Below are 21,599 nucleotides of genomic sequence, written 5' to 3' on the forward strand. Positions count from 1 at the left end.
CGCCCTGTGGGAGCCCTGTACGCCCTGTACGAGGAAGGACGTCACGCGTGAGCGGAGTACGAATGGCCGGCGAACCCATGCAGATCGGCGAGGTCGCCGCACGGACGGAACTGTCCCTGCGCACCATCCGCCAGTACGAGGACAACGGCCTGGTGGTGCCGTCGGCGGCCTCGCCCGGCGGATTCCCCCTCTACACGGACGCGGACGTCTCCCGGCTGATGGTGATCCGCCGGATGAAGCCGCTCGGCTTCACCCTCGACGAGACCCGCGAGCTGCTCACGGCCATCGACCGGCTCACCGCCGACCGCCCGGGCACGGACACGGAGCTCGCCCCGGAGGACCGCGCCGCGCTCGTGACCCGCGTCCGCCGCTACGAGCAGGCGGCCGCGGAGCGGGTCACCGAACTGCGGACCCAGCTGGCCCGCGCGGAGGAGTTCGCCACGTCCCTCCGCGGCCGCCTCACGTCCACCCCGGCCTGACCCTGAGCCCCTGAGCCCCGGAGCCCTACGCGGCCAGGACCTCCGCGAGATCGCGGAAGAAGCGGGCGTACGCGGCCGGGCTCGGCGGGGTCTCGGGGTTCCACGCGGCGAGGCGGGTACCGGGCGGGGTCTCGTACGGCGGGACGGCGTGGAAGCGGTCGTCGAAGAGGATCAGATCGGGACGGAGCTCGGCGACCCGGCCCCAGTCGGCGGTGAGCCAGTTGGCGCCGGGCCCCGGACCGGGGTCGAGCAGCCGGACGCCGAGCGCCGCGAGGCGCGCCAGCTCGGGCCAGGCCTGCGGGCGGGCCAGATGGACCTGGTCGGGGCCGGCCCCGGAGAGCGCGAGCACGGCGAGCCCGGTCCGCCCGGCGACCCCCCGGAGGACGGCCTCGGCCTCCACCAGATCCCTCAGCCCCGCCGGAGCCGTCGGAGCCGTCGGGCCGGTCCCGTCTGCCGCCCCGGCCGACGGGACCGGCCCGGCCACCCCGGCCACCCCGGCCGCCCGGAGCGAGCCGCTCAGCTCACCGAAGCGGTCGAGGATCTCCGGAAGGGTGAGCTCGTTGCCGACGGAGAGCGCGGCGAGCGGCACCCCGAGCCGGTCGGCGACCGCCTCGTCCAGCGCGTACGGACTCTTCCCGTCGTACGTGACGTCGACGATCACATCCGGCCGCAGTTCTCGCAGGAGCCCCTCGTCCAGGGCCCGGCCGGGACCGAGGTACGGCACCCCGGCAGCGTCGAGGCCGCCCGCCTTGGCCGGGTCGTACCCGGGGCCGTCGTGCCCGGAGCCGTAGACGGCGACCGGTGTCACCCCCAGGTCGAGCAGCGCCGCCCCGGCCCGTACGTACGCGACGACGCGCTCCGGCACGCGGGCCGCCCCCAGTTCCGTACCCCTGTCGTCCGTGAATCCCCATGGCTGCGCTCCGGACATGCGGCTGCTCCCTCCCCGGCCGAGACTGCCTCCTCCGCCACCTTGGAACGGTTCCCCGGCCCGCACAAGAGGGCCTGCGACCACCCGCGAGCGCCCCCGCCGCCCGCCGACCGCCCGGGACTTTGGTCCCGAACCCCCCTGCCGAAAGGCCCCCGGCGTGGTGTTAACTGAACAGATCGGGAGGAAGTAGTAGGAATCGCCAGCGCCTTCGTGCCCGCGCGCCACCTGCCGGGGCGCAGCGCGTACGGACGGCCCTCACGCCATGGAGTGAGCCATGTCCTTGCCCGGCCAGTTCTCCGACCCCCGTGTCCTCACGCTCTTCGGCCTGCTCGCCGTCTCGACGGCCGTGTGGCTGACGCTGGGCCTGCGGGCCCGCGCCCGGGCGCGCCGCGACCGGGCCGCCGGGCCGCTGGCGCGCGTCTGGCACCCGCAGGAGTCGGTGCCGCTGACCCCCGCGGAAGAGCACGCCTTCGGCCAGGTCGTCTCCCGCCTCTCCCTGGGCGCCCCGGGCCGCCTGCGCTGAGCCGCGCCCGGCACACTCGCGACGGCACGCTCGTGACCCCAGGCTCGCTGCGGCACGCTCATGACCTCACGCTCGCGACTTCGGGCTCGCGCCCCCCAGGCTCGCGACTTCGGGCTCGTGACCTCAGGCTCGTGACCTCAGGCTCGTGACCTCACGCTCGCGCCCCCAGGCACGCGACCTCAGGCCGCCCAGGCGCGCGGGTCGCGCCCCGTCGCCGCGAGGAGCTGCTCGAACGCCGTCGCCCCCGCGGGCAGGTCGACGCCCTCCCCGAAGACGTTCATCTTCCGGGCCATCGGCGCCATCCGCTCCACCTCCTCCACAAGGCCGGCCACCACGGCCGGATCCGGTTCGAAGCCGCGTCCGGTGGCACGGGCCAGGTCCCATGCGTGCACGGTCAGATCGAGCAGGACCATCGAGCCGACCGTCCGCGCGGGCAGCCCCATGGCCCCGGAGGTCCCCTCCTCCGCGCCGGGCGCCGACCAGGCGGTGACGAGCTTCCCGGTCTCCACCGAGAACCGCTCGCGCCAGCCGTCCTCCGCGAGCCGGTCCGGGGTCTCGGTGAAGTCGGCCTCCTCCTTGGCCGCGAGGGCCTGGAAGTTCACGACGACGGCGAAGAGGTGGTTGAGCAGGGCACGCACGTCGTACGCGGCGCAGGGCGTGGGCGCGCCGAGCGATGCGTCGGTGGTGCCACCGACCACGGGAGCGGCGTGGGCGGCGGCGGTGCGAAGCAGATCGCCGATGCGGGGCGGGGCGTCGTAGGTCATGCGTCGACGCTAGAGAATCTGCCCGCCCCGGTCTTGAAGAAACGCGCCGAGGCCGGCCCCCGCCCCCGAAAGATCCCCTAAGGAAGACCCCGAGCCGCCGCCGACGGCCCCTAGCATGCGGATCATGTCCGTCGATTCCTCCGGTTCCGCCGCCTCCGCCCCGCGCCGGGACACCCGGGGCATCGTCGACCCCGCCGAGCTGCTCGCCCGCGTCCGCTTCCGCCGCCACACGCCGGCGCCGGAGCTGCGGCCCTACCTGGAGCACTACTGGCTGATCGACTGGGAGCTGACGGAGCCGTACGCGAGCCATGTCGTCCCGCACCCGTCGGTGAACGTCGTCTTCCAGCGGTACGCCCCGCTCGACGGCTCCCCCGGCGGGGCCCATCCGTCCGCCGACATCTCCGCCGAGGTCTCCGGGATCGGGCTCGGCCTGTTCACGCAGAAGCTGACCGGCGTGGGCCGGGTCTGCGGGGTGCAGTTCCGGCCCGGCGGCTTCCGGCCGTTCGCGCCCGCGTGGCCGGTCTCGACGTGGACGGGCCGCCGGATTCCCCTCACCGAGGTGTTCCCGGAGGGTGGCGAGGACGGGAGTCCCGACCCGCTGTCCGCGGTCCTCTCCCCCGACGGCGACCACGCGCGCGTGGCGGCGCTCGACGCCTTCCTCCTGGCGCACGGCCCGGCGCCCGACCCGGCCGCCGAACAGGCCATGGAGCTCGTGGACCTGATCCGCGCGGACCGCGGGCTCCGCAGGGTGTCCGGGCTGGCCGCCGCTTCCGGCCTGTCGGCCCGCTCGCTCCAGCGCCTCTTCGCCACCTGCGTCGGCGTCGGGCCGAAGTGGGTCATCCTGCGCTACCGCATCCACGAGGCCCTGGAGCGTGCCGAGTCCGCCGGGACGGCGGTCGTCCCCGACTGGGGCCGGCTCGCGGCCGAGCTCGGCTACAGCGACCAGGCCCATCTCGTACGGGACTTCACGGCGACGATCGGGGTGCCGCCGACGGCGTACGCCCGCGGGGTGTCAGTGCCCTGACCTACCGTACGGACCATGGACGACGACACCTCTCCCGTACGCCTGGAGCCCTGGTCCGAAGAGGACGCGGGGCTGCTGCGCGCGCTGAACGCACCGGAGCTGATGGAGCACCTCGGCGGCCCGGAGACGGAGGAACAGCTCGCCGGCCGCCACCGGCGGTACGTGGCGCTGAGCGCCGACGACACGGGCGCGGGGCGGATGTTCCGGATCCGGCTGCTGCCGGAGGACGTGGTCGTGGGCAGCATCGGTTTCTGGGCGCAGACCTGGGACGGCGAGGCGGTGTACGAGACGGGGTGGACCGTGCTGCCCGGCTTCCAGGGCCGGGGCGTCGCGACGGCCGCCACGCGCGCGGTGGCGGCGGAGGCCCGGGCCGCGAGCCTCCGCCGCCATCTGCACGCGTTCCCGTCGGCGGACAACATCGCGTCGAACGCGGTGTGCCGCAAGGCGGGTTTCGAGCTGCTCGGGGAGCGCGACTTCGAGTACCCGCCGGGCCGTCCGATGCTCTGCAACGACTGGCGGCTCGACCTGCGCCCCGACCCGGGGCCAGCTGCCGGCTAGGAGGCGTCTTCCTGCGCGGTCAGCGACCGGGTGAAGTGGAAGGCGACGATGTCGAAGCGCTCGCGCAGGTAGAAGCGGTGGGCTCCGGTGCGGTGGGTGCCGGAGTCGAGGTTGAGCTCGTGGCAGCCGGCCGCGCGGGCGTGGCCCTCCAGGTAGGCGATGAGCGCGTGGCCGACGCCGGTGGAGCGGTCGGCGGCGGCGGTCACCAGGTCGTCGACGTAGAGCTGGCGCAGGGAGCTGGTGTTGTCGACGATCCGCCAGCCGGCGGCGCCGACGCAGCGCCCGGCGTCGGTGTAGGCGGCGCTGAACCTCAGCCCCTGCGGGTGCCCGGCCTCGTACACCTCGCGGAAGAGCTCCGGGGTGAGGTGGGGGCGGAGTTCGGAGAGGACCGGCAGGAGGTCGGTCTCCAGCCGGGGATCGCCCGGCTCCAGGTCGATGATCTTCATGTCGGGACGGTACCCCAGGGTTTTTCAGGGTTGACGGACGAGGCACTCTCACGGATATTTATCTGCGTCACGCAGATTCTTCTCTACGCAATGAATCACGCAAGCAATCGTCTTGCGATCCACCCCCCTCCGGAAGGACACCCCATGACCGTTCTCGTCACCGGCAGCCGCGGCCGCGTCGCCTCCACCCTGATCGGCCTGCTCGACGCCGCGGGCGTCAAGGTCACAGCCGCCTCCAAGAACCCCGCCGACCTCTCCCCACCGCCCGGGGTCGACACCGTGCGCTGCGATCTCACCGACCCGAGCACCTTCGACACCGCCCTGACCGGCGTCGACGCCGTCTTCCTGTACGCCGAGGCCGCCCACGCCGACACCTTCGCCGACCGGGCCCGGACCGCCGGCGTCGAGCACGTCGTACTCCTCTCCTCCAGCTCCGTCCTCGCCCCGGACGCCGCGGAGAGCGCGATCGCCGCCTCCCACCTCACCGCCGAGCGCGCCTTGTCCGCCGTCGCCGACACCGGAGCCTTCGAGGCCACGCACCTCCGGCCGGGCGCCTTCGCCTCCAACGCCCTGCAGTGGTCGTGGGCGCTCCGGGACGGCCGCGCGCCGGCCCTGCCGTATCCGCACGCGTACGGGGACCCGATCCATGAGCGCGACATCGCCGAGGCCGCCCTCGCGGTCCTCACCGAGCCCCGGCTGCGAGGCTCCTCCTACGTCCTGACGGGCCCCGAGTCACTGGACTTCACCGAGCAGCTCGCGATCCTGGCCGAGGTGACGGGCCGGCCGGCGCCCCACACCGTGCCCACTCCCGAGGAGTGGAAGGAGTCGGTCGCCGGCTTCATACCGGAAGCCTTCGCGGACGCCCTGCTCTCCTACTGGGCCGCGCACGACGGCCGGCCGACGCCGCTGACCCGCACCGTCGAGGAACTGACGGGCCACCCCGCCCGCACCTTCGCCGCCTGGGTCACCGACCACGCCGACGCCTTCCGCCCCTGACCGCCCCCTCCGGAAAACCGGCCCCCTCCCCCTCCCCTCGGGGCGAATCCTCCTGGCCCCCGCCCGACCCCCGGTGCCATCCTGTCCCCGTGAACGGACCGGAGATCAACATCAGATTCGCCCCCGGCCTGCGGATCTTCGTCTCGGCGGAGCGACGCTCGGGACACACCCCCGTGGCCACCGACGGCACCTCCTCCCTCGGGCACGTGGTGGAGTCGCTCGGCGTGCCGCTCACCGAGGCGGGACGGCTCCTCGTCGACGGCCGGCCGGTGGACCACTCACACGTCCCGGCCGCGGGCGAGACGGTCGAGGTGGAGGACGTCGCCCGCCCCCAGCCGGTGCCGGGCGCGCCGCTCCGGTTCCTGCTCGACGTACACCTCGGCACACTGGCCCGCCGGCTGCGCCTGCTCGGCGTGGACGCGGCGTACGAGAGCGAGGACATCGGCGACGCCGCCCTGGCCGCGCTCTCCGCGCGCGAGCGGCGGGTCATGCTCTCGCGCGACCGCGGCCTGCTGCGCCGCCGGGAGCTGTGGGCGGGCGCCTATGTCTACAGCGACCGGCCGGAGGACCAGCTCCGCGACGTACTGGAGCGGTTCGCACCGCCACTGACGCCCTGGACCCGCTGCACGGCGTGCAACGGACAGCTGTCCGACACCGACAAGGACGCGGTCCGCGAGCGGCTGGAGCAGGGCACGGAGAAGACCTACGACGTCTTCGCGGAGTGCGTGGAGTGCGGCCGGGTCTACTGGCGCGGCGCCCACCACGCCCGCCTGGAGGCGATCGTCTCCGAAGCGGTCCGCGAGTTCGGCGGCGCGTCGGCCCGCTGAGGGCCGCCCGGCCGGGCCGGCCAGGCCGGCCCGGTCAGCCGAACTCGCCGCCGCGCAGCCGCTCGACCTGTGCGGCGCTGACCTCGACGGTGCGCCGCATATGGGCGATGAGCAGGGCGACCTCGGCGTCGCTGTAGACGTCGAACATCGTGCCCCAGGTCCCGTTGAGCTTGCGCCACAGAGCGGCGAGCTCGGCCATCCGCCCGGGCACGAGCGCCACCAGGACACGGCGGCGGTCCTCGGTGTCCCGCTCGCGCGTCACGTACCCGGCCCGCTCCAGCCGGTCGACGAGCCGGGTCGCGGAGCCCGTGGTGAGCCCGGTCAGCTCGGCCACCCGGCCGGTGGTCACCGGCCCCTCCTCCAGGCTGAGCAGGTTCAGACACTGCACATCGGTCGGGTGGAGCCGCAGATGGTCGGCGACGGCCTGGTTGAACAGGGCGTAGGAGGCCATGTAGCGGCGGGCCTCCCCGTACAGCTCGGTCATCAGCGCGTCGCGCCGGGCGGAACTCTTCTGCGGCATGCAGAAATTGTACGAACCAGCCACCGGCCCGCGGGCTCCGCTTCCGCGCCTCAGGGCGCCTCGGCGGTCAGATAGCGCTGCACGGTCGGACCCAGCCAGGCGACGACCTCCTCGCGGGACATCTCGACGGCCGGCGGCAGACGCAGCACGTAGCGGACGAGCGCCATGCCGAGGATCTGGGACGCGGCGAGCGCGGCCCGGCGCGGAGCGTCCGCGGGGTCGGGGCAGACGCCGAGGGTGACGGGGCCGAGCTGCTCGGCGAAGATCGCCTGCATGCGCTCGGCTCCGGCGGCGTTGGTGACCCCCACTCTCAGCAGCCCGGTCAGGACTTCGTCCCGCTCCCAGCGGTCGAGGAAGTGGGTGACCAGGACCGCCCCGACGTGCTGCGAAGGCAGGGCGCCGAGCTCGGGCAGCCGCAGCTCGAACTCCGAGGCGGCGGCGAACAGCCCCTCCTTGTTGCCGTAGTAACGCATGACCATCGACGGGTCGATCCCCGCGTCGCGGGCGATGGACCGGATGGTGGCGCGCTCGTATCCGTCGGAGGCGAACCGCTCGCGGGCGGCCTCCAGGATCGCGGCCCGGGTGGCGTCGGAACGGCGTACTGCAGTCATATCAACAACTGTAGGCCAACAAGCGTTGACACACCATCACGAGCGGCCTACATTTGCCAACAAGCGTTGACCAACACCTGTTGGCAAACGGTCGTGGGCACCCTGGAGGCAGCCATGAGCACCACGGACACGGACGTACTCGTCATCGGCGCCGGACCCACCGGCCTGCTCCTCGCCGGCGACCTCGCCGCCGCCGGCAGCCGCGTCACCCTCGTCGAGCGCCGCCCGCACGGCCTCGGCAACATGACCCGGGCCTTCACTGTCCACGCCCGCACCCTGGAACAGCTCGACGCCCGCGGCCTCGCCGACGAACTCCTCGCCACCGGCACGACCCTCACCCGGATGAGCCTCTTCGGCGCCCTCGAAATGGACCTCACCCGCCTGCCCAGCCGCTTCAACCACCTGCTCATCACCCCGCAGTACGAAGTCGAACGACTCCTGGAGCGCCGGGCCGCCGCAGCGGGCGTCACCTTCCGGTACGGGACGACGCTCCGCGGCCTGCACCAGAACAGCGACACGGTCACCGCCGAGCTCACCGACCCCGACGGCACCCCCCGCACCCTCAGCGCCCTCCACCTGGTCGGCACGGACGGCCACCGCAGCACCGTGCGCTCCGCCCTGGGCCTCCCCTTCCCCGGCGGCTCCGTGATCCGCTCCCTCGTCCTCGCCGACGTCCGCCTCGCCGAGGAGCCCGCCGAACTGCTCACCGTCCGAAGCTCCGGAGACACCTTCGCCTTCCTCGCCCCCTTCGGCGACGGCTGGTACCGCGCCATGGGCTGGAGCCGCACCCGCCAGGTCCCCGACAGCGAGCCCGTCGACCTCGACGAGGTCCGCGAGATCACCCGCACCGCCTTCGGCACCGACTACGGCATGCACGACGCCCGCTGGATCTCCCGCTTCCACAGCGACGAGCGCCAGGCCCCGGCGTACCGCGTGGGCCGCGCCCTCCTCGCCGGAGACGCCGCCCACGTCCACTCCCCCGCCGGCGGGCAAGGCATGAACACCGGCCTCCAGGACGCCGCCAACCTCTCCTGGAAGCTCACCGCCGTCCTGCGCGGCGAAGCCCCCGACCCCGAGGCACTCCTCGACAGCTACGAGTCCGAGCGGCATCCGGTCGGCGCCATGGTGCTGCGCAGCAGCGGGGCGATCGTGCGCCTCGCGATGGCCCGCACGCCCCTCACCCAAGCCGCCCGCGCCACCGCCGCCCGCTTCCTGAACACGGTCGCCCCCGCCTCCGCCCGAGCCCTGGGCATGATCAGCGGACTCGGCATCGCCTACGCCCCGCCGACGGGCTCCCGCCGCCCGGCAGGCCGCCGCGCACCCGACCTACACCTGCGCGAGGGCCGGCTCCACGAGCTGCTGCGCGCGGGCGAGTTCGTCCTGATCGCCCCGGAGGGCACGACCCCCGCCCTGCCGCCGACGGCCCCGTTCGCCCCCGAGCGGCTGATACGGGCCACCTGGCCGGACCGATCCCGCCGCGAGGCGGTACTGATCCGCCCCGACGGCTACGTCCACTGGACGACCCGCTGATCAGAAGACGTACGGATCCCCGGTGGCGAGCACCAGAACCCGATGCCGGTCGTTCCCCGGATTCCGGTCGACCGCGGCCCCGTCCCGCCAGGCCGTGGTGATCTCCACCATCAGCTCGTCCGGGAGACCCGCGGTCCGCAGGTCGAGCGCCAGCTCACCGACGCCCCCGGCGGCCCGGAGCTCCCCCGTCCGACAGGACACCACACGGTCACTGCTCCACAGACAGGCCGGCGGCAGCTCGTGACCCCCCGCCATCGGCTCGGAGAAGGCGAGCCGGACCGTCGCCTGGGAGAGATCGGAGGGTCCGTGGTTCTCGCTGACCAGCCAGACACCGACCCGCCCGTCCCACAGGGAGACATGCCCATGATGAGCAAGATCCGCCTCGGGCCCCACGACACGGGCACTCGCACCCGTCCCCGTACCCATCACCACCGAGACCGCGAGCACGACCCCGAGCACAGCCATCCGCATTCCACGCATAAGCACAAAATACCTAAATAACACTCAACAACCTGACACCCAGTCAGTCAGCGTGTCCCGGACCACTCCCCGGACATCCACGCAGCCACCCACGCGGCCACCGATCGGCACCCCCACCTATCCTGACCGGGCGATGCACGTAATCGACCACCTGCGCGAGGAGCACGCCATGACCGCCCCCGGGACCCCCATCGCCGTCATCACCGGAGCGAGCGGCGGAATCGGCGCCGCCACGGCCAAGCAACTCGCCGCCGCCGGCTACCGCGTCGTGCTCACCGCCCGCCGCAAGGACCGCATCGAGACCCTCGCCGCCGAGATCAACGACGCCGGCCACCAGGCCACCGCCTACGCCCTCGACGTCACCGACCGCGCCGCCGTCGACGAGTTCGCCTCCGCCTTCCGCACCCTCGCGGTCCTCGTCAACAACGCCGGCGGCGCCCTCGGCGCCGACTCCGTCGCCACCGGCGACCCCGACGACTGGCGCCAGATGTACGAGGTCAACGTCCTCGGCACCCTCCACATGACCCAGGCCCTGCTCCCCGCCCTCACCGCGAGCGGCGACGGCACGGTCGTCGTCCTCTCCTCCACCGCGGGCCACTCCACCTACGAGGGCGGCGCCGGCTACGTCGCCGCCAAGAACGGCGCCCGCGTCCTCGCCGAGACCCTCCGCCTGGAAATCGTCGGCACCCCGGTCCGCGTCATCGAGATCGCCCCCGGCATGGTCAAGACTGACGAGTTCGCCACGACCCGCTTCCGCGGCGACACCGACAAGGCGGCCAAGGTCTACGCGGGCGTGGCCGAACCCCTGACCGCGGACGACGTGGCCGACACCATCACCTGGGCCTGCACCCGCCCCCCGCACGTCAACATCGACCTCCTGGTCGTCCGCCCCCGAGCCCAGGCCTCCAACACCAAGGTCCACCGCGAGCTGTAACCCCCCGATCGAGTGAACCCACTCGATCACCGGCACGGCCCCCGAAGACCAGGCCTAACGTCGAAGACAACTCCATACAGAACGGCCCTCGACCGGGATTCCCGTCCCGGCCGAGGGCCTCACCACCAGGAAGACGCAACTTCCCATGGCTGAACAGGACCCTAGCGCGCCCGCGCTCTTCGACATGAGCGCCCTCACGCCCGCAGCACCGCGGTCCTTCATGGACCTCGAAGACCCCAACTACGCCTACATGTTCGGCTTCCTCCAGGCAGACGGGCACATGGCAGCAGGAACGCGCCTGAGGGGATCCCTCACCGTCGAACTCAATGCACGGGACATCCAGATCCTCCGCGAGTTCCAGGACCTGACCCCGTACAACACCAGCATCACCGAGCGCACTCGTTCGACGAACTTCTCGGAGAGCCACCACTCGGCGACCTGGACCCTGTGCGCGCTGGAAGCACGCACCACGCTCAACCAGCTCGGCCTGCCCTACGGCAAGAAGTCCAAGAAGATCACCCCGCCCCGCGTGCCCTTCTCCCGTCGGGACTACCTCCGCGGCGTCATCGACGCAGACGGGTCGGTCGGCTTCACGGGCCAAGGCCTCCCGTTCGTCTCGCTCACCACATCCAGCACCGCTGTCGGCGCCTACCTGTGCCACTACGCGAAGAAGGTCACCGGCGCAGAACGCCGGATCAAGCGAAACACCCGTGACGGGGTCTACAACATCCTGTACACGAAGGAGGCGGCCATCCGGCTGGCCGAGCATCTCTACTTCCCCGGCTGCCTCGCCCTGGAACGCAAGAGGAGCGCCGCCGCGGCCCTTGCCTCCTGGGTACGCCCACCCGGGATGAAGGTTCGGCCTCCCCGGAAGCCCTGGACGGCCGAAGCCGACCGCATCCTGCTCACCGCGCCCACTCTTTCCCAAGCGGCCGCAGAACTGGGCCGGTCCCAAAGCAGCTGCAAGGTCCGTCGCTGGCGCCTGGTGAACGGCACCGGTCCGTCAACGACTCCATACGGCCTGTAGGCCACAAACAATCGACCCTGACACATGGTGCCGGGGTCGACTGCTGCTCACATTCAGCCCTTCACGCAGATGACCTGCTTCAACTTGGCGACGACCTCCACCAAGTCCCGCTGCTGGTCGATCACCTTCTCGATCGGCTTGTACGCGCCCGGGATCTCGTCCACGACGCCGGAGTCCTTACGGCACTCCACGCCCCGCGTCTGCTCCTCCAGGTCCCGCACCGTGAAGCGCCGCTTCGCCGCGCTCCGGCTCATCCTGCGTCCCGCGCCGTGCGAGGCCGAGTTGAAGGCCTTCTCGTTGCCGAGCCCCTTCACGATGTACGAGCTGGTGCCCATCGACCCGGGGATGATCCCGAAGTCGCCACGGCCGGCCCGGATCGCGCCCTTCCGTGTGACCAGCAGGTCCATACCCTCGTACTGCTCCTCCGCCACGTAGTTGTGGTGGCAGGAGATCTCGGTCTCGAAGGTCACCTTGGCCTTCCGGAACTCCTTGCGGATCACTTCCTTCAGGAGCGCCATCATGAGCGCGCGGTTGTACTTGGCGTACTCCTGAGCCCAGTACAGATCATTGCGGTAGTCCGCCATCTGCGGGGTGTCCGAGACGAACACGGCCAGGTCGCGGTCGACCAGGCCCTGGTTGTGCGGCAACTTCTGGGCCACGCCGATGTGGTGCTCGGCCAGCTCCTTGCCAACGTTGCGCGAGCCGGAGTGCAGCATCAGCCAGACCGAACCCGACTCATCGAGACAGACCTCGATCATATGATTTCCGGAGCCAAGCGTTCCCATCTGCTGCTCCGCCCGGCCCCGACGGAACTTGACCGACTCGGCGATCCCATCGAACCGCGACCAGAAGTCGTCCCACCCCGCCGTGGGGAACTGGTACAGCCGCCCCGGGTCCACCGCCTCCCGGTGCAGGCCGCGGCCCACCGGGATCGCCTGCTCGATCTTCGACCGCAGTCGTGACAGATCACCCGGCAGGTCGTTCGCCGTCAGCGAGGACTTGACCGCCGACATCCCGCAGCCGATGTCGACACCGACCGCCGCCGGACACACCGCCCCCTGCATCGCGATCACCGAACCGACCGTCGCGCCCTTGCCGTAGTGCACGTCCGGCATCACGGCCAGGCCCTTGATCCACGGCAGCGTCGCCGTGTTCCGCAGCTGCTGCATGGCGCCGTCGTCCACCGTGGAAGGATCGGTCCACATCCGGATGGGTACTTTCGCCCCCGGCACCTCTACGTACGACATACTTCCTCAATTCCCCCGAAAAGTCTGATAACGCAAAAACCGGAGCCAAAGCCCGTACAGGTGACAGCGGACCGGCATCAACAGCTGCGTGTGCGATAGACATTGTGTCCACCGGCCGGGTTCGCGCGGCAAACAGTTTTCGGGAAAGACTTCGGGAGAAGGGAGCCTGGGACCGTGCAGCGAAAGAGGTACGCCCCCGGCCGAACCGGGTCCACGGCACGTACCGCCGCCGTCCTCACCAGCGTCCTCGGACTGGGCCTCGGGCTAGGCCTCACGGGATGCTCGGCCGGCACCACGACGGACGACATCGCCGTCGACGCCAAGGCCGGCCCCGTCACGCCCGTCGCACCACCGGGCCGCTACCGCACCCTCTTCGAGCCCTGCGGCTCCGTCTCGCAGGCCATGCTGAAGGAGCTGCTCCCGGGCGCCACCGCCCTGGCCGACCCCGAGCGCGCCAAGGCGTACCGCGGCGCCGCGGCCGTCACGTACGACACCGACCGGCGCGTCGGCTGCACGTGGAAGGCCGACAGCCCCGAGGTCTCCCACCGGCTCGTCCTCGACATCGAGCGGGTCGTGTCGTACGACCCCGCCGTCAGCGACGACGCCCGGGCGCAGGAGGTGTACCTCCGCAAGCAGCTCGCGGCGGGCATCCCGGTGCCCCCCACGGCCTCGCCCACCCCCACCGACACGGCCACGGCCACCGGCACCGCCGACCCCAAGAGCACCACGACCAACACGACCAACACGGACACCACGGACACCACCGCGCCGCCGAGCAAGACCCCGCCCGCCGACGGCCGCACCGCCACCGGCCCCGCGGATCCGACGTCGGGAGCGCCCGCCACGGGAACGCCTTCGGGCGGCACGCCGTCCACCGGGCCCACCTCCACCTCCACCGGCCTGGAGCCCCGCGTCCTCGACGGTCTCGGCGACATCGCGTACGTCGACGACGCCCTGACCACCGTCACGGCGAACGGCCACCAGCGTGCCGTCAGCGTGGTGTTCCGCACATCCAACGTCATCGTGACGGTCTCCTACCGGGAGCAGACCACCGGTTCCGTGGAGGCTCCCGACAGCAAGGAACTGCAGGACAGGGCCCGGAACCTGGCCCGGACGCTCGCCGAGCGCCTGGAGGAGTAGCCGTTCGCGGACGATCCGTGAGCGGACGGCGACCACGTAACGTGTCGGCGTACCCGTGGCCGCCCGATGGCCGTGGCCGCCGACCGGCCGGCCGGACCGTACGACAAGCGACTGAAGGAACCATGCAGCGATCAGCCCCGCGACTCCCCCGCATACTCGCCTGCGCAGCCGTCCCGGTGATGCTCGTCGTCGCCGGCTGCTCGTCGGACTCCGGCGACAGTGGCGACTCCGGCAAGAAGGGGACGCAGGACAAGACGTCGGCGTCGGCGTCGGCCTCCGCCGCTCCGAAGCCCTCGCCGACGCCGACGGTCGCGCCGGCGAAGTTCGCGAAGCTGCCCGAGGTCTGCAAGGCGATCTCCGCCAAGACGACCGCGTCCCTGGTGCCCAAGGCGAAGAGCAAGAAGGGCACGCCGGCCGCCTCCAGTGACCTGGCCAGCCGTGGTGGCTGCTCGTGGAACGGTCTCGACGACAACGGCGTGGACGGTTCGCAGTACCGCTGGCTCGACGTGTCGTTCTACCGGTACGAGTCGGACGTCTCGCTCGGCAGCGGCGAGGAGCGGGCGCGGGAGAACCTGACGAAGGAGCTCGCGAAGATCCAGGAGACGTCCGGCGCGAAGAACCTCCGCACCACGACGGCCTCGGGCATCGGCGACGAGGCGAAGGCCGTCGCGTACAAGCTGCGCAAGACGGACGAGGACTTCGTCTACGCCTCCGTGGTCGCGCGTACGGGCAACGTCCTGGTCCTGCTCTCGTACAACGGCGCCGGTTACGCGGGGGCCGACGCCCCGTCCGACAAGAAGGTCATGGACGGCGCGGTGAAGGCGGCCAAGGAGGCCGTGGCCGCCGTCGCGGCAGCCAACAAGTAGCCGGCAAGCAGCCGACGGGTAGCCAACAAGTAGTCACAAACCAGCGCAGACCGCCACGTCCGCGCGGAGCCCGTCCCTCCCCCGAGGGCCGGGCTCCGTGTGCATGTGCCACTCTGTGCGCGCGAGATGTCGTTTGACGGGGAGGGGATCGCGGGTGGCCGCGATGCAGCTGACACGCACACACCGAATACTCATCGGCCTCGTCATCGGCGGTGCGCTGATCATCGCGGGGATCGGTTTCGCGGGTTCGTACGCCGCGGTCCGCGAGCTCGCGATGGACAAGGGCTTCGGCACCTTCTCGTACTTCTTCCCGATCGGCATCGACGCGGGCATCTGTGTCCTGCTCGCGCTCGACCTGCTGCTGACGTGGCTGCGGATCCCGTTCCCGCTGCTGCGCCAGACCGCCTGGGTGCTGACGGCGGCGACGATCGCGTTCAACGGCGCGGCCGCCTGGCCGGACCCGCTGGGCGTCGGGATGCACGCGGTGATCCCGATCCTGTTCGTGGTGGCCGTGGAGGCCGCGCGGCACGCGGTGGGCCGCATCGCGGACATCACGGCGGACAAGCACATGGAGGGTGTCCGGCTCACGCGCTGGCTGCTGTCTCCGGTGCCGACGTTCCGGCTGTGGCGCCGGATGAAGCTGTGGGAGCTCCGCTCGTACGAGCAGGTCATCAAGTTGGAGCAGGAGCGCTTGATCTACCAGGCGCGGCTGCAGGCCCGTTACGGCCGTAGCTGGCGGCGCAAGGCCCCGGTGGAGGCGCTGATGCCGCTGCGGCTTGCGCGGTACGGGGTGCCGCTGGCGGAGACGGCGGCGGCCGGCCTGGCGGCGGCGGGTATCGAACCGGCGGTGCTGCCTCCGCAGGTGCAGCAGGCGGCGCAGCCGGTGGCGGTCGGGGCGTCCGTGCCCCAGCAGCTCCCCCAGCCGCAACAGCTCCAGCAGCCCCAGCTCCCCCAGGGCGCGCCGGGGCAGGCCGGTCAGCCGGGTCAGGTCGGCGCACCGGGTGAGCCGGGTGCGCCGGGTGAGTCGAGCCACGAGAGCCAGTGGTTCGCCGCGCAGCAGGTCTCCCCGGAGTCGTACGAGGGTACGTACAACCCTCGGATCGTGGAGGGTCTGGAGCCGACGCCGGTCCCGGTGCCGCAGGGTCCCGAGGACGTTCCCGCGCCGGGCCCCGAGCAGTTCGTCGAGTATCCGGAGTACGTCGAGCGGCAGGAGCCGCAGGCCGACGAGTTCGAGGATGTCGTCTACAAGGTCTTGGGGGCGTACGTGCTCGAGCACGAGCGTCTCCCCGACGAGGACGAGCTGGCGCAGCTGGTGGCCGAGCAGTACGGCCTCCAGGAGTACCCCGCGACCGACATCGAGCTGCTGCGGCAGACGATCCCGCGGGCGCAGGAGCGGGTGCAGCAGGCGAGGGCCGACGTCGACACCCCGTAGGTCGATGTGAAAGGGCCGCCACCCGGATCCGGGTGGCGGCCCTTTCGCGTGCTCACGTGCTCACGTGCTCACACGCTCACGCTCACGCGCCGAGCAGCTTCCTCACCCGCTCCGCCCCCACCGCGAGGAGCAGCGTGGGCAGGCGCGGTCCGGTCTCGCGGCTGACGAGGAGCTTGTAGAGCAGGGCGAAGAAGGCGCGCTGGGCCAGCTTCAGCTCGGGCGTGGGCTTGGCCTCGGGGTCGAGCCCGGCCTGGATCTTCGGGACGCCGTAGACGAGCGTGGTGAGCCCGTCGAGCGACCAGTGGGTGTCCAGGCCTTCCAGGAGGAGGCGCAGCGACTCGCGGCCCTCGTCGTCGAGGGTGCCGAGGAGCTCGGTGTCGGGCTCGTCGCGGACGATGGTGCGCTGGTCGGCCGGGACCTGGTTGGTGATCCAGTTCTCGGCGCGGTCGAGGCGCGGCCGGACCTCGTCGAGGGAGGTGACCGGGTTCTCCGGGTCGAGCTCGGTCAGGATCCGCAGGGTCTGCTCGTCGTGGCCGGCCGTGATGTCCATGACCGAGGCGAGCGTGCGGTACGGCAGGGGGCGCGGCGTCCGGGGCAGCTCGCCGGCGGCGGTGCGGGCCGCGCGGGTGTGGGCGGCGGCGTCGGCGGGCAGGACGGAGCCGTCGGCGACCTTGGCCTCCAGCTTGTCCCACTCGTCGTAGAGCCGCTGGATCTCCTGATCGAAGGCGATCTTGAAGGACTGGTTCGGCTTGCGGCGGGCGTACAGCCAGCGCAGCAGCGGCGCTTCCATGATCTTCAGTGCGTCGGCCGCGGTCGGCACGCCGCCGCGGGAGGAGGACATCTTGGCCATGCCGCTGATGCCGACGAAGGCGTACATGGGGCCGATGGGCTGGACGCCGTCGAAGATTTCGCGGACGATCTGGCCGCCGACGACGAAGGAGGAGCCGGGCGAGGAGTGGTCGACGCCGGAGGGCTCGAAGATGACGCCCTCGTAGGCCCAGCGCATGGGCCAGTCGACCTTCCAGACCAGCTTGCCGCGGTTGAACTCGCTGAGCTTCACGGTCTCGGCGAAGTCGCAGTTCGTGCAGGTGTAGGCGAGCTCGGTCGTCTCGTCGTCGTAGGACGTGACGGTGGTGAGGTCCTTCTCGCAGCGGCCGCAGTAGGGCTTGTACGGGAAGTAGCCGGAGGCGCCGCCGGAGCCGTCGTCCTCGGCGGCCGCGCCGGAGCCTTCCTCGGCCTCCAGCTCGGCTTCGTCGAGGGGCTTCTGCGACTGCTTCTTCGGTGCCTTCTTCGTCCGGTACTGGTCGAGGATGGCGTCGATGTCGCCGCGGTGCTTCATGGCGTGCAGGATCTGCTCGCGGTAGGCGCCGGCGGTGTACTGCTCGGTCTGGCTGATCGGGTCGTACTCGACGCCGAGCTCGGCCAGCGACTCGACCATGGCGGCCTTGAAGTGCTCGGCCCAGTTGGCGTGGGGCGAGCCGGCCGGGGCCGGGACGGAGGTCAGCGGCTTGCCGATGTGCTCGGCCCAGGACGCGTCGATGCCCTCGATGCCGTTGGGCACCTTGCGGTAGCGGTCGTAGTCGTCCCAGGAGATGAGGTGCCTGACCTCGTACCCGCGGCGGCGGATCTCGTCGGCGACCAGGTGCGGGGTCATGACCTCGCGGAGGTTGCCCAGGTGGATCGGGCCGGACGGGGAGAGGCCGGAGGCGACGACGACCGGTTTGCCAGGCGCACGTCGCTCCGACTCGGCGATGACCTCGTCCGCGAAACGGGAGACCCAGTCGGTCTCGGTGCTGCTCTGAGCCACGGTCGGTACGTCCTTCTTCCTGAGGGGTCCTGCTGGATGGCCTCGCTGCGGTACAGCCCTACGTGAGCCATTCTCCCAGACGGAAGCACGCACTCCGTGGTTGTCCACAGGCGGAGAAAACACGTTGCTCTCCCATGGGACACTTGACAAGCGAAATAGACCTGACGAACTCAACAGGAACGGAAGCTCATGGCCTCGGTCCCTTCCCTCGCTTCGACCGTGCAGCAGCGCCTCGCGGACGGACTCTCGGCAGCTCTGCCGGAGGCCGCGTCCGCCGACCCGCTGCTGCGACGAAGCGACCGGGCCGATTTCCAGGCCAACGGCATCCTGGCGCTGGCGAAGCAGCTCAAGGGCAATCCGCGTGAGCTGGCGACGAAGGTCGTCGACGCGATCCCGGCGAACGACGTGCTGAAGGAGATCGAGGTCTCGGGCCCCGGCTTCCTGAACATCACGGTGACGGACTCGGCGATCATCGACACGCTCGCGGCCCGTGCCGCGGACGCGCGTCTCGGCGTGCCGTTCAACGAGTCGGCGGGCACGACGGTGATCGACTACGCCCAGCCGAACGTGGCGAAGGAGATGCACGTCGGTCACCTGCGGTCCGCCGTGATCGGCGCCGCGATGGTGGAGATCCTGGAGTTCACGGGCGAGACGGTGGTCCGTCGTCACCACATCGGTGACTGGGGCACGCAGTTCGGCATGCTCATCCAGTTCCTGATCGAGCACCCGCACGAGCTGGACCACAAGGTCGAGGGTGCCGACGTCTCCGGTGAGGAGGCCATGTCGAACCTGAACCGGCTCTACAAGGCCTCGCGTGCGCTGTTCGACTCGGACGAGGAGTTCAAGACGCGGGCGCGTGCCCGGGTCGTCGACCTCCAGGCGGGCGACGCGGAGACGCTGGCCATGTGGCAGCGGTTCGTGGACGAGTCGAAGATCTACTTCTACTCGGTCTTCGAGAAGCTCGACATGGACATCAGCGACCCGGACATCGTCGGTGAGTCCGGCTACAACGACATGCTGCACGAGACGTGCCGCCTGCTGGAGGAGTCGGGCGTCGCCGTCCGTTCCGAGGGTGCGCTGTGTGTGTTCTTCGACGACGTGAAGGGCCCGGACGGCAACCCGACGCCGCTGATCGTCCAGAAGTCCGACGGCGGTTTCGGCTATGCGGCGACGGACCTGTCGGCGATCCGCGACCGGGTGACGAACCTGAAGGCGACGTCCCTGGTGTACGTGGTGGACGCGCGTCAGTCGCTGCACTTCAAGATGGTCTTCGAGACGGCCCGCCGGGCGGGCTGGCTGAACGACGGCGTGAAGGCCGTCCAGCTGGCGTTCGGCACGGTCCTCGGCAAGGACGGCAAGCCGTTCAAGACCCGTGAGGGCGAGACGGTCCGGCTGGTGGACCTGCTGGACGAGGCCGTGGACCGCGCCACGGCGGTCGTGCGCGAGAAGGCCGAGAAGGTGGGCCTGACCGAGTCGGAGATCGTCGAGAACGGCCAGTACGTGGGCATCGGCGCGGTCAAGTACGCCGACCTGTCGACGTCCGCCGCGCGCGACTACAAGTTCGACCTGGACCAGATGGTCTCGCTGAACGGCGACACCTCGGTGTACCTCCAGTACGCGTACGCGCGCATCAAGTCGATCTTCGGGAAGGCCGGCGACCGCTCGCCGCTCGCCCACCCCGAACTGGAGCTGGCCCCGGCCGAGCGCGCGCTCGGTCTGCACCTGGACCAGTTCGGCGAGGTGATCGCCGAGACCGCCGCGGAGTACGCCCCGCACAAGCTGGCCGCGTACCTGTACCAGCTGGCGTCGCTGTACACGACGTTCTACGACCAGTGCCCCGTCATCAAGCCGGAGCCGCCGAAGGAGATCGCGGAGAACCGCCTCTTCCTCTGCGACCTGACCGCCCGCACGCTCCACCAGGGCATGGCCCTCCTGGGCATCCGGACGCCCGAGCGCCTCTGAGGCTCGGGGGTTCGGAGCCGTAGAGAGCAGCGAAGCGAAGCCCCCGGCGCGGGAAATCCCGTGCCGGGGGCTTCGTCGTCATCGCAGATTGTGCGAGGTCCTGCCCGAGACCTCGTCGATCTCCGTGTGGGCCTTCTGGAGCAGCTGCGAGGCGAGGTCCATGAGCGCGCGGGCGCCCGCGATCTCCTCGCCGACCCGCAGTTGGTCGGGATCGGAGGGGTGCCGGTTGGCCGTGCCGTGGGCCCGGAACTCGGTGCCGTCGGTGAGCCGGACCATGGCCGCCGCCCTCGTCCGGTCGCCCTCCTCCTGGAACTCCATCTCCACGTGCCATCCGACAAGCGTGTTCATCATGAGGACCACCTCCAGCGAGGTACCTGTCGGGTACCTCTCCAGAGTGCGCCGCCCGGCCCTCAGGGGCGAGCCGACCCCAGCTTCTGCGCGACCTCGGTCGCCCAGTACGTGAGGATCATCTTCGCGCCGGCGCGCCGGATGCCGGTCAGGGTCTCGAGGATCGCCCGGTCGCGGTCGATCCAGCCCTTCTCGGCGGCGGCCTCGACCATCGCGTACTCGCCGCTGATCTGGTACGCGGCGACGGGGACGTCCACCGCCGCGGCGACCTTGGCGAGGACGTCCAGGTACGGTCCGGCGGGCTTGACCATCACCATGTCCGCGCCCTCCTCCAGGTCGAGGGCGAGCTCCCGCATCGACTCCCGCAGGTTGGCGGGGTCCTGCTGGTAGGTCTTGCGGTCGCCCTGGAGGGAGGAGCCGACGGCCTCGCGGAAGGGGCCGTAGAAGGCGGAGGAGTACTTCGCGGTGTAGGCGAGGATCGCCACGTCCTCCTTGCCGATGGTGTCCAGGGCGTCGCGGACGACTCCGACCTGGCCGTCCATCATTCCGGAGGGTCCGACCACGTGGACGCCGGCGTCGGCCTGGACCTGCGCCATCTCGGCGTACCGCTCCAGCGTGGCGTCGTTGTCGACGCGGCCGTCGGCGTCGAGGACGCCGCAGTGCCCGTGGTCGGTGTACTCGTCGAGGCAGAGGTCCGACATGATCACCAGGTCGTCGCCGACCTCGGCCCGCACGTCACGGATGGCGATCTGCAGAATGCCGTCCGGGTCGGTCCCGGCCGTGCCGGCGCCGTCCTTCTTGGCGTCCTCGGGCACGCCGAAGAGCATGATCCCGGAGACGCCGGCCTCCACGGCCTCCACCGCTGCCTTCCGCAGGGTGTCCCGCGTGTGCTGGACGACGCCGGGCATGGCCGTGATCGGCACGGGCTCGGCGATCCCCTCGCGCACGAACGCGGGAAGGATCAGGTCGGCCGGCTGAAGCCGCGTCTCGGCAACCATGCGCCGCATGGCAGGCGTCGTCCGCAGCCGCCGCGGCCGCGCCCCGGGAAAGGATCCGTACGAGTTCATAGGCCCGAGGCTACGCCCGCCCAAACAGTGGTTTTACCGACAACCTGTTGCCGGAAAGCCACGCAAAGCAAAGGGTGCGGGAC

The 21,599-nt window shown here is 71.2% G+C and carries 23 protein-coding genes; 13 read left to right on the forward strand and 10 right to left on the reverse strand.

Annotated features, from left to right (window positions below; genetic code table 11):
- Positions 1–62: 62 nt before the first annotated feature.
- Positions 63–479: a MerR family transcriptional regulator gene (locus tag ACFC0G_RS15820; RefSeq protein ID WP_376403349.1), complete on the forward strand. Its 417-nt coding sequence runs from the start codon at positions 63–65 to the stop codon at positions 477–479.
- A gap of 25 nt (positions 480–504) precedes the next feature.
- Here the strand turns inward: ACFC0G_RS15820 and ACFC0G_RS15825 are convergent, their stop codons facing one another.
- Entirely contained in the window at positions 505–1,407 is a 903-nt protein-coding gene (locus ACFC0G_RS15825) for an ABC transporter substrate-binding protein (RefSeq protein WP_376403193.1), read from the reverse strand.
- 274 nt (positions 1,408–1,681) lie between these two features.
- On the opposite strand from ACFC0G_RS15825, the gene ACFC0G_RS15830 reads away from it, so the two are divergent.
- Positions 1,682–1,930, forward strand: coding sequence for a hypothetical protein (locus tag ACFC0G_RS15830; RefSeq protein WP_376403196.1), 249 nt, complete (start codon positions 1,682–1,684; stop codon positions 1,928–1,930).
- A gap of 179 nt (positions 1,931–2,109) precedes the next feature.
- On the opposite strand, the gene ACFC0G_RS15835 is transcribed toward ACFC0G_RS15830, so the two are convergent.
- Positions 2,110–2,694, reverse strand: a complete 585-nt coding sequence (locus ACFC0G_RS15835) for a TIGR03086 family metal-binding protein (RefSeq protein ID WP_376403199.1) — start codon at positions 2,692–2,694, stop codon at positions 2,110–2,112.
- Between the two features lie 124 nt (positions 2,695–2,818).
- On the opposite strand from ACFC0G_RS15835, the gene ACFC0G_RS15840 reads away from it, so the two are divergent.
- Both ACFC0G_RS15840 and ACFC0G_RS15845 read left to right on the forward strand, forming a co-directional pair.
- Entirely contained in the window at positions 2,819–3,718 is a 900-nt protein-coding gene (locus ACFC0G_RS15840; protein WP_376403202.1) for a DUF6597 domain-containing transcriptional factor, read from the forward strand.
- Positions 3,719–3,733: 15 nt separating this feature from the next.
- The gene (locus ACFC0G_RS15845; RefSeq protein WP_376403205.1) at positions 3,734–4,276 is read left to right on the forward strand and encodes a GNAT family N-acetyltransferase; all 543 of its coding nucleotides are present in this window, start codon (positions 3,734–3,736) and stop codon (positions 4,274–4,276) included.
- Here ACFC0G_RS15845 and ACFC0G_RS15850 read toward each other — a convergent pair.
- Positions 4,273–4,722 carry a GNAT family N-acetyltransferase gene (locus ACFC0G_RS15850; RefSeq protein ID WP_376403209.1) on the reverse strand — a complete coding sequence of 150 codons (450 nt, stop codon included), beginning with the start codon at positions 4,720–4,722 and terminating at the stop codon, positions 4,273–4,275. The genes ACFC0G_RS15845 and ACFC0G_RS15850 overlap by 4 nt on opposite strands.
- 144 nt (positions 4,723–4,866) lie before the next feature.
- On the opposite strand from ACFC0G_RS15850, the gene ACFC0G_RS15855 reads away from it, so the two are divergent.
- Both ACFC0G_RS15855 and ACFC0G_RS15860 read left to right on the forward strand, forming a co-directional pair.
- Positions 4,867–5,718: an NAD(P)H-binding protein gene (locus ACFC0G_RS15855; protein ID WP_376403212.1), complete on the forward strand. Its 852-nt coding sequence runs from the start codon at positions 4,867–4,869 to the stop codon at positions 5,716–5,718.
- 89 nt (positions 5,719–5,807) lie between these two features.
- Positions 5,808–6,545 (forward strand): Mut7-C RNAse domain-containing protein, encoded by a 738-nt coding sequence (locus tag ACFC0G_RS15860; protein WP_376403215.1) that lies wholly within the window; start codon positions 5,808–5,810, stop codon positions 6,543–6,545.
- Positions 6,546–6,579: 34 nt separating this feature from the next.
- On the opposite strand, the gene ACFC0G_RS15865 is transcribed toward ACFC0G_RS15860, so the two are convergent.
- Positions 6,580–7,065 (reverse strand): MarR family winged helix-turn-helix transcriptional regulator, encoded by a 486-nt coding sequence (locus ACFC0G_RS15865; RefSeq protein ID WP_376403218.1) that lies wholly within the window; start codon positions 7,063–7,065, stop codon positions 6,580–6,582.
- A 50-nt stretch (positions 7,066–7,115) separates the two neighbouring features.
- Positions 7,116–7,676, reverse strand: coding sequence for a TetR family transcriptional regulator (locus tag ACFC0G_RS15870; RefSeq protein ID WP_376403221.1), 561 nt, complete (start codon positions 7,674–7,676; stop codon positions 7,116–7,118).
- 114 nt (positions 7,677–7,790) lie between these two features.
- Here ACFC0G_RS15870 and ACFC0G_RS15875 point away from each other — a divergent pair, with 114 nt between their 5' ends.
- The gene (locus tag ACFC0G_RS15875; RefSeq protein ID WP_376403224.1) at positions 7,791–9,206 is read left to right on the forward strand and encodes an FAD-dependent monooxygenase; all 1,416 of its coding nucleotides are present in this window, start codon (positions 7,791–7,793) and stop codon (positions 9,204–9,206) included.
- On the opposite strand, the gene ACFC0G_RS15880 is transcribed toward ACFC0G_RS15875, so the two are convergent.
- Entirely contained in the window at positions 9,207–9,671 is a 465-nt protein-coding gene (locus ACFC0G_RS15880; RefSeq protein ID WP_376403227.1) for a hypothetical protein, read from the reverse strand.
- A 184-nt stretch (positions 9,672–9,855) separates the two neighbouring features.
- Between ACFC0G_RS15880 and ACFC0G_RS15885 the strand changes: the two genes are divergently transcribed.
- Together ACFC0G_RS15885 and ACFC0G_RS15890 are read left to right on the forward strand one after the other, a co-directional pair.
- A complete protein-coding gene (locus ACFC0G_RS15885; protein WP_376403352.1) occupies positions 9,856–10,620 on the forward strand; it encodes an SDR family NAD(P)-dependent oxidoreductase in 765 nt (254 codons plus the stop codon).
- 145 nt (positions 10,621–10,765) lie between these two features.
- A complete protein-coding gene (locus ACFC0G_RS15890) occupies positions 10,766–11,647 on the forward strand; it encodes an LAGLIDADG family homing endonuclease (protein WP_376403230.1) in 882 nt (293 codons plus the stop codon).
- Positions 11,648–11,700: 53 nt separating this feature from the next.
- On the opposite strand, the gene ACFC0G_RS15895 is transcribed toward ACFC0G_RS15890, so the two are convergent.
- Positions 11,701–12,894, reverse strand: a complete 1,194-nt coding sequence (locus tag ACFC0G_RS15895; protein ID WP_376403233.1) for an RtcB family protein — start codon at positions 12,892–12,894, stop codon at positions 11,701–11,703.
- 174 nt (positions 12,895–13,068) lie between these two features.
- Between ACFC0G_RS15895 and ACFC0G_RS15900 the strand changes: the two genes are divergently transcribed.
- From ACFC0G_RS15900 to ACFC0G_RS15910, 3 genes are all read left to right on the forward strand, one after another.
- Positions 13,069–14,034 carry a DUF3558 domain-containing protein gene (locus tag ACFC0G_RS15900; protein ID WP_376403234.1) on the forward strand — a complete coding sequence of 322 codons (966 nt, stop codon included), beginning with the start codon at positions 13,069–13,071 and terminating at the stop codon, positions 14,032–14,034.
- 122 nt (positions 14,035–14,156) lie between these two features.
- Positions 14,157–14,900, forward strand: a complete 744-nt coding sequence (locus ACFC0G_RS15905; protein ID WP_376403237.1) for a DUF3558 domain-containing protein — start codon at positions 14,157–14,159, stop codon at positions 14,898–14,900.
- 154 nt (positions 14,901–15,054) lie between these two features.
- A complete protein-coding gene (locus tag ACFC0G_RS15910; RefSeq protein ID WP_376403240.1) occupies positions 15,055–16,332 on the forward strand; it encodes a DUF2637 domain-containing protein in 1,278 nt (425 codons plus the stop codon).
- An 82-nt stretch (positions 16,333–16,414) separates the two neighbouring features.
- On the opposite strand, the gene lysS is transcribed toward ACFC0G_RS15910, so the two are convergent.
- Positions 16,415–18,313 (reverse strand): lysine--tRNA ligase, encoded by a 1,899-nt coding sequence (gene lysS, locus ACFC0G_RS15915; RefSeq protein ID WP_376403243.1) that lies wholly within the window; start codon positions 18,311–18,313, stop codon positions 16,415–16,417.
- Positions 18,314–18,328: 15 nt separating this feature from the next.
- Between lysS and argS the strand changes: the two genes are divergently transcribed.
- Positions 18,329–20,101, forward strand: a complete 1,773-nt coding sequence (argS, locus tag ACFC0G_RS15920; protein ID WP_376403246.1) for an arginine--tRNA ligase — start codon at positions 18,329–18,331, stop codon at positions 20,099–20,101.
- Positions 20,102–20,179: 78 nt separating this feature from the next.
- On the opposite strand, the gene ACFC0G_RS15925 is transcribed toward argS, so the two are convergent.
- Complete coding sequence (locus tag ACFC0G_RS15925) at positions 20,180–20,449, reverse strand: DUF1876 domain-containing protein (protein WP_376403355.1); 270 nt, start codon at positions 20,447–20,449, stop codon at positions 20,180–20,182.
- A gap of 62 nt (positions 20,450–20,511) precedes the next feature.
- A complete protein-coding gene (gene hemB, locus ACFC0G_RS15930) occupies positions 20,512–21,516 on the reverse strand; it encodes a porphobilinogen synthase (protein ID WP_376403248.1) in 1,005 nt (334 codons plus the stop codon).
- Positions 21,517–21,599: the final 83 nt, after the last annotated feature.

Source organism: Streptomyces sp. NPDC056169, from assembly GCF_042268445.1.
GTDB lineage: Bacteria > Actinomycetota > Actinomycetes > Streptomycetales > Streptomycetaceae > Streptomyces.

Excerpts from the sequence above, each read along its gene's own strand:
- ACFC0G_RS15840 (WP_376403202.1), top strand. The coding sequence starts at position 2,819 with ATGTCCGTCGATTCCTCCGGTTCCGCCGCCTCCGCCCCGCGCCGGGAC.
- ACFC0G_RS15890 (WP_376403230.1), top strand. The coding sequence starts at position 10,766 with ATGGCTGAACAGGACCCTAGCGCGCCCGCGCTCTTCGACATGAGCGCC.
- ACFC0G_RS15905 (WP_376403237.1), top strand. The coding sequence starts at position 14,157 with ATGCAGCGATCAGCCCCGCGACTCCCCCGCATACTCGCCTGCGCAGCC.
- hemB (WP_376403248.1), bottom strand. The coding sequence starts at position 21,516 with ATGAACTCGTACGGATCCTTTCCCGGGGCGCGGCCGCGGCGGCTGCGG.
- ACFC0G_RS15875 (WP_376403224.1), top strand. The coding sequence starts at position 7,791 with ATGAGCACCACGGACACGGACGTACTCGTCATCGGCGCCGGACCCACC.
- ACFC0G_RS15850 (WP_376403209.1), bottom strand. The coding sequence starts at position 4,722 with ATGAAGATCATCGACCTGGAGCCGGGCGATCCCCGGCTGGAGACCGAC.
- ACFC0G_RS15835 (WP_376403199.1), bottom strand. The coding sequence starts at position 2,694 with ATGACCTACGACGCCCCGCCCCGCATCGGCGATCTGCTTCGCACCGCC.
- ACFC0G_RS15825 (WP_376403193.1), bottom strand. The coding sequence starts at position 1,407 with ATGTCCGGAGCGCAGCCATGGGGATTCACGGACGACAGGGGTACGGAA.
- ACFC0G_RS15885 (WP_376403352.1), top strand. The coding sequence starts at position 9,856 with ATGACCGCCCCCGGGACCCCCATCGCCGTCATCACCGGAGCGAGCGGC.
- ACFC0G_RS15820 (WP_376403349.1), top strand. The coding sequence starts at position 63 with ATGGCCGGCGAACCCATGCAGATCGGCGAGGTCGCCGCACGGACGGAA.
- ACFC0G_RS15830 (WP_376403196.1), top strand. The coding sequence starts at position 1,682 with ATGTCCTTGCCCGGCCAGTTCTCCGACCCCCGTGTCCTCACGCTCTTC.
- argS (WP_376403246.1), top strand. The coding sequence starts at position 18,329 with ATGGCCTCGGTCCCTTCCCTCGCTTCGACCGTGCAGCAGCGCCTCGCG.
- ACFC0G_RS15895 (WP_376403233.1), bottom strand. The coding sequence starts at position 12,894 with ATGTCGTACGTAGAGGTGCCGGGGGCGAAAGTACCCATCCGGATGTGG.
- ACFC0G_RS15865 (WP_376403218.1), bottom strand. The coding sequence starts at position 7,065 with ATGCCGCAGAAGAGTTCCGCCCGGCGCGACGCGCTGATGACCGAGCTG.
- ACFC0G_RS15870 (WP_376403221.1), bottom strand. The coding sequence starts at position 7,676 with ATGACTGCAGTACGCCGTTCCGACGCCACCCGGGCCGCGATCCTGGAG.
- ACFC0G_RS15880 (WP_376403227.1), bottom strand. The coding sequence starts at position 9,671 with ATGGCTGTGCTCGGGGTCGTGCTCGCGGTCTCGGTGGTGATGGGTACG.
- ACFC0G_RS15855 (WP_376403212.1), top strand. The coding sequence starts at position 4,867 with ATGACCGTTCTCGTCACCGGCAGCCGCGGCCGCGTCGCCTCCACCCTG.
- ACFC0G_RS15845 (WP_376403205.1), top strand. The coding sequence starts at position 3,734 with ATGGACGACGACACCTCTCCCGTACGCCTGGAGCCCTGGTCCGAAGAG.
- ACFC0G_RS15925 (WP_376403355.1), bottom strand. The coding sequence starts at position 20,449 with ATGAACACGCTTGTCGGATGGCACGTGGAGATGGAGTTCCAGGAGGAG.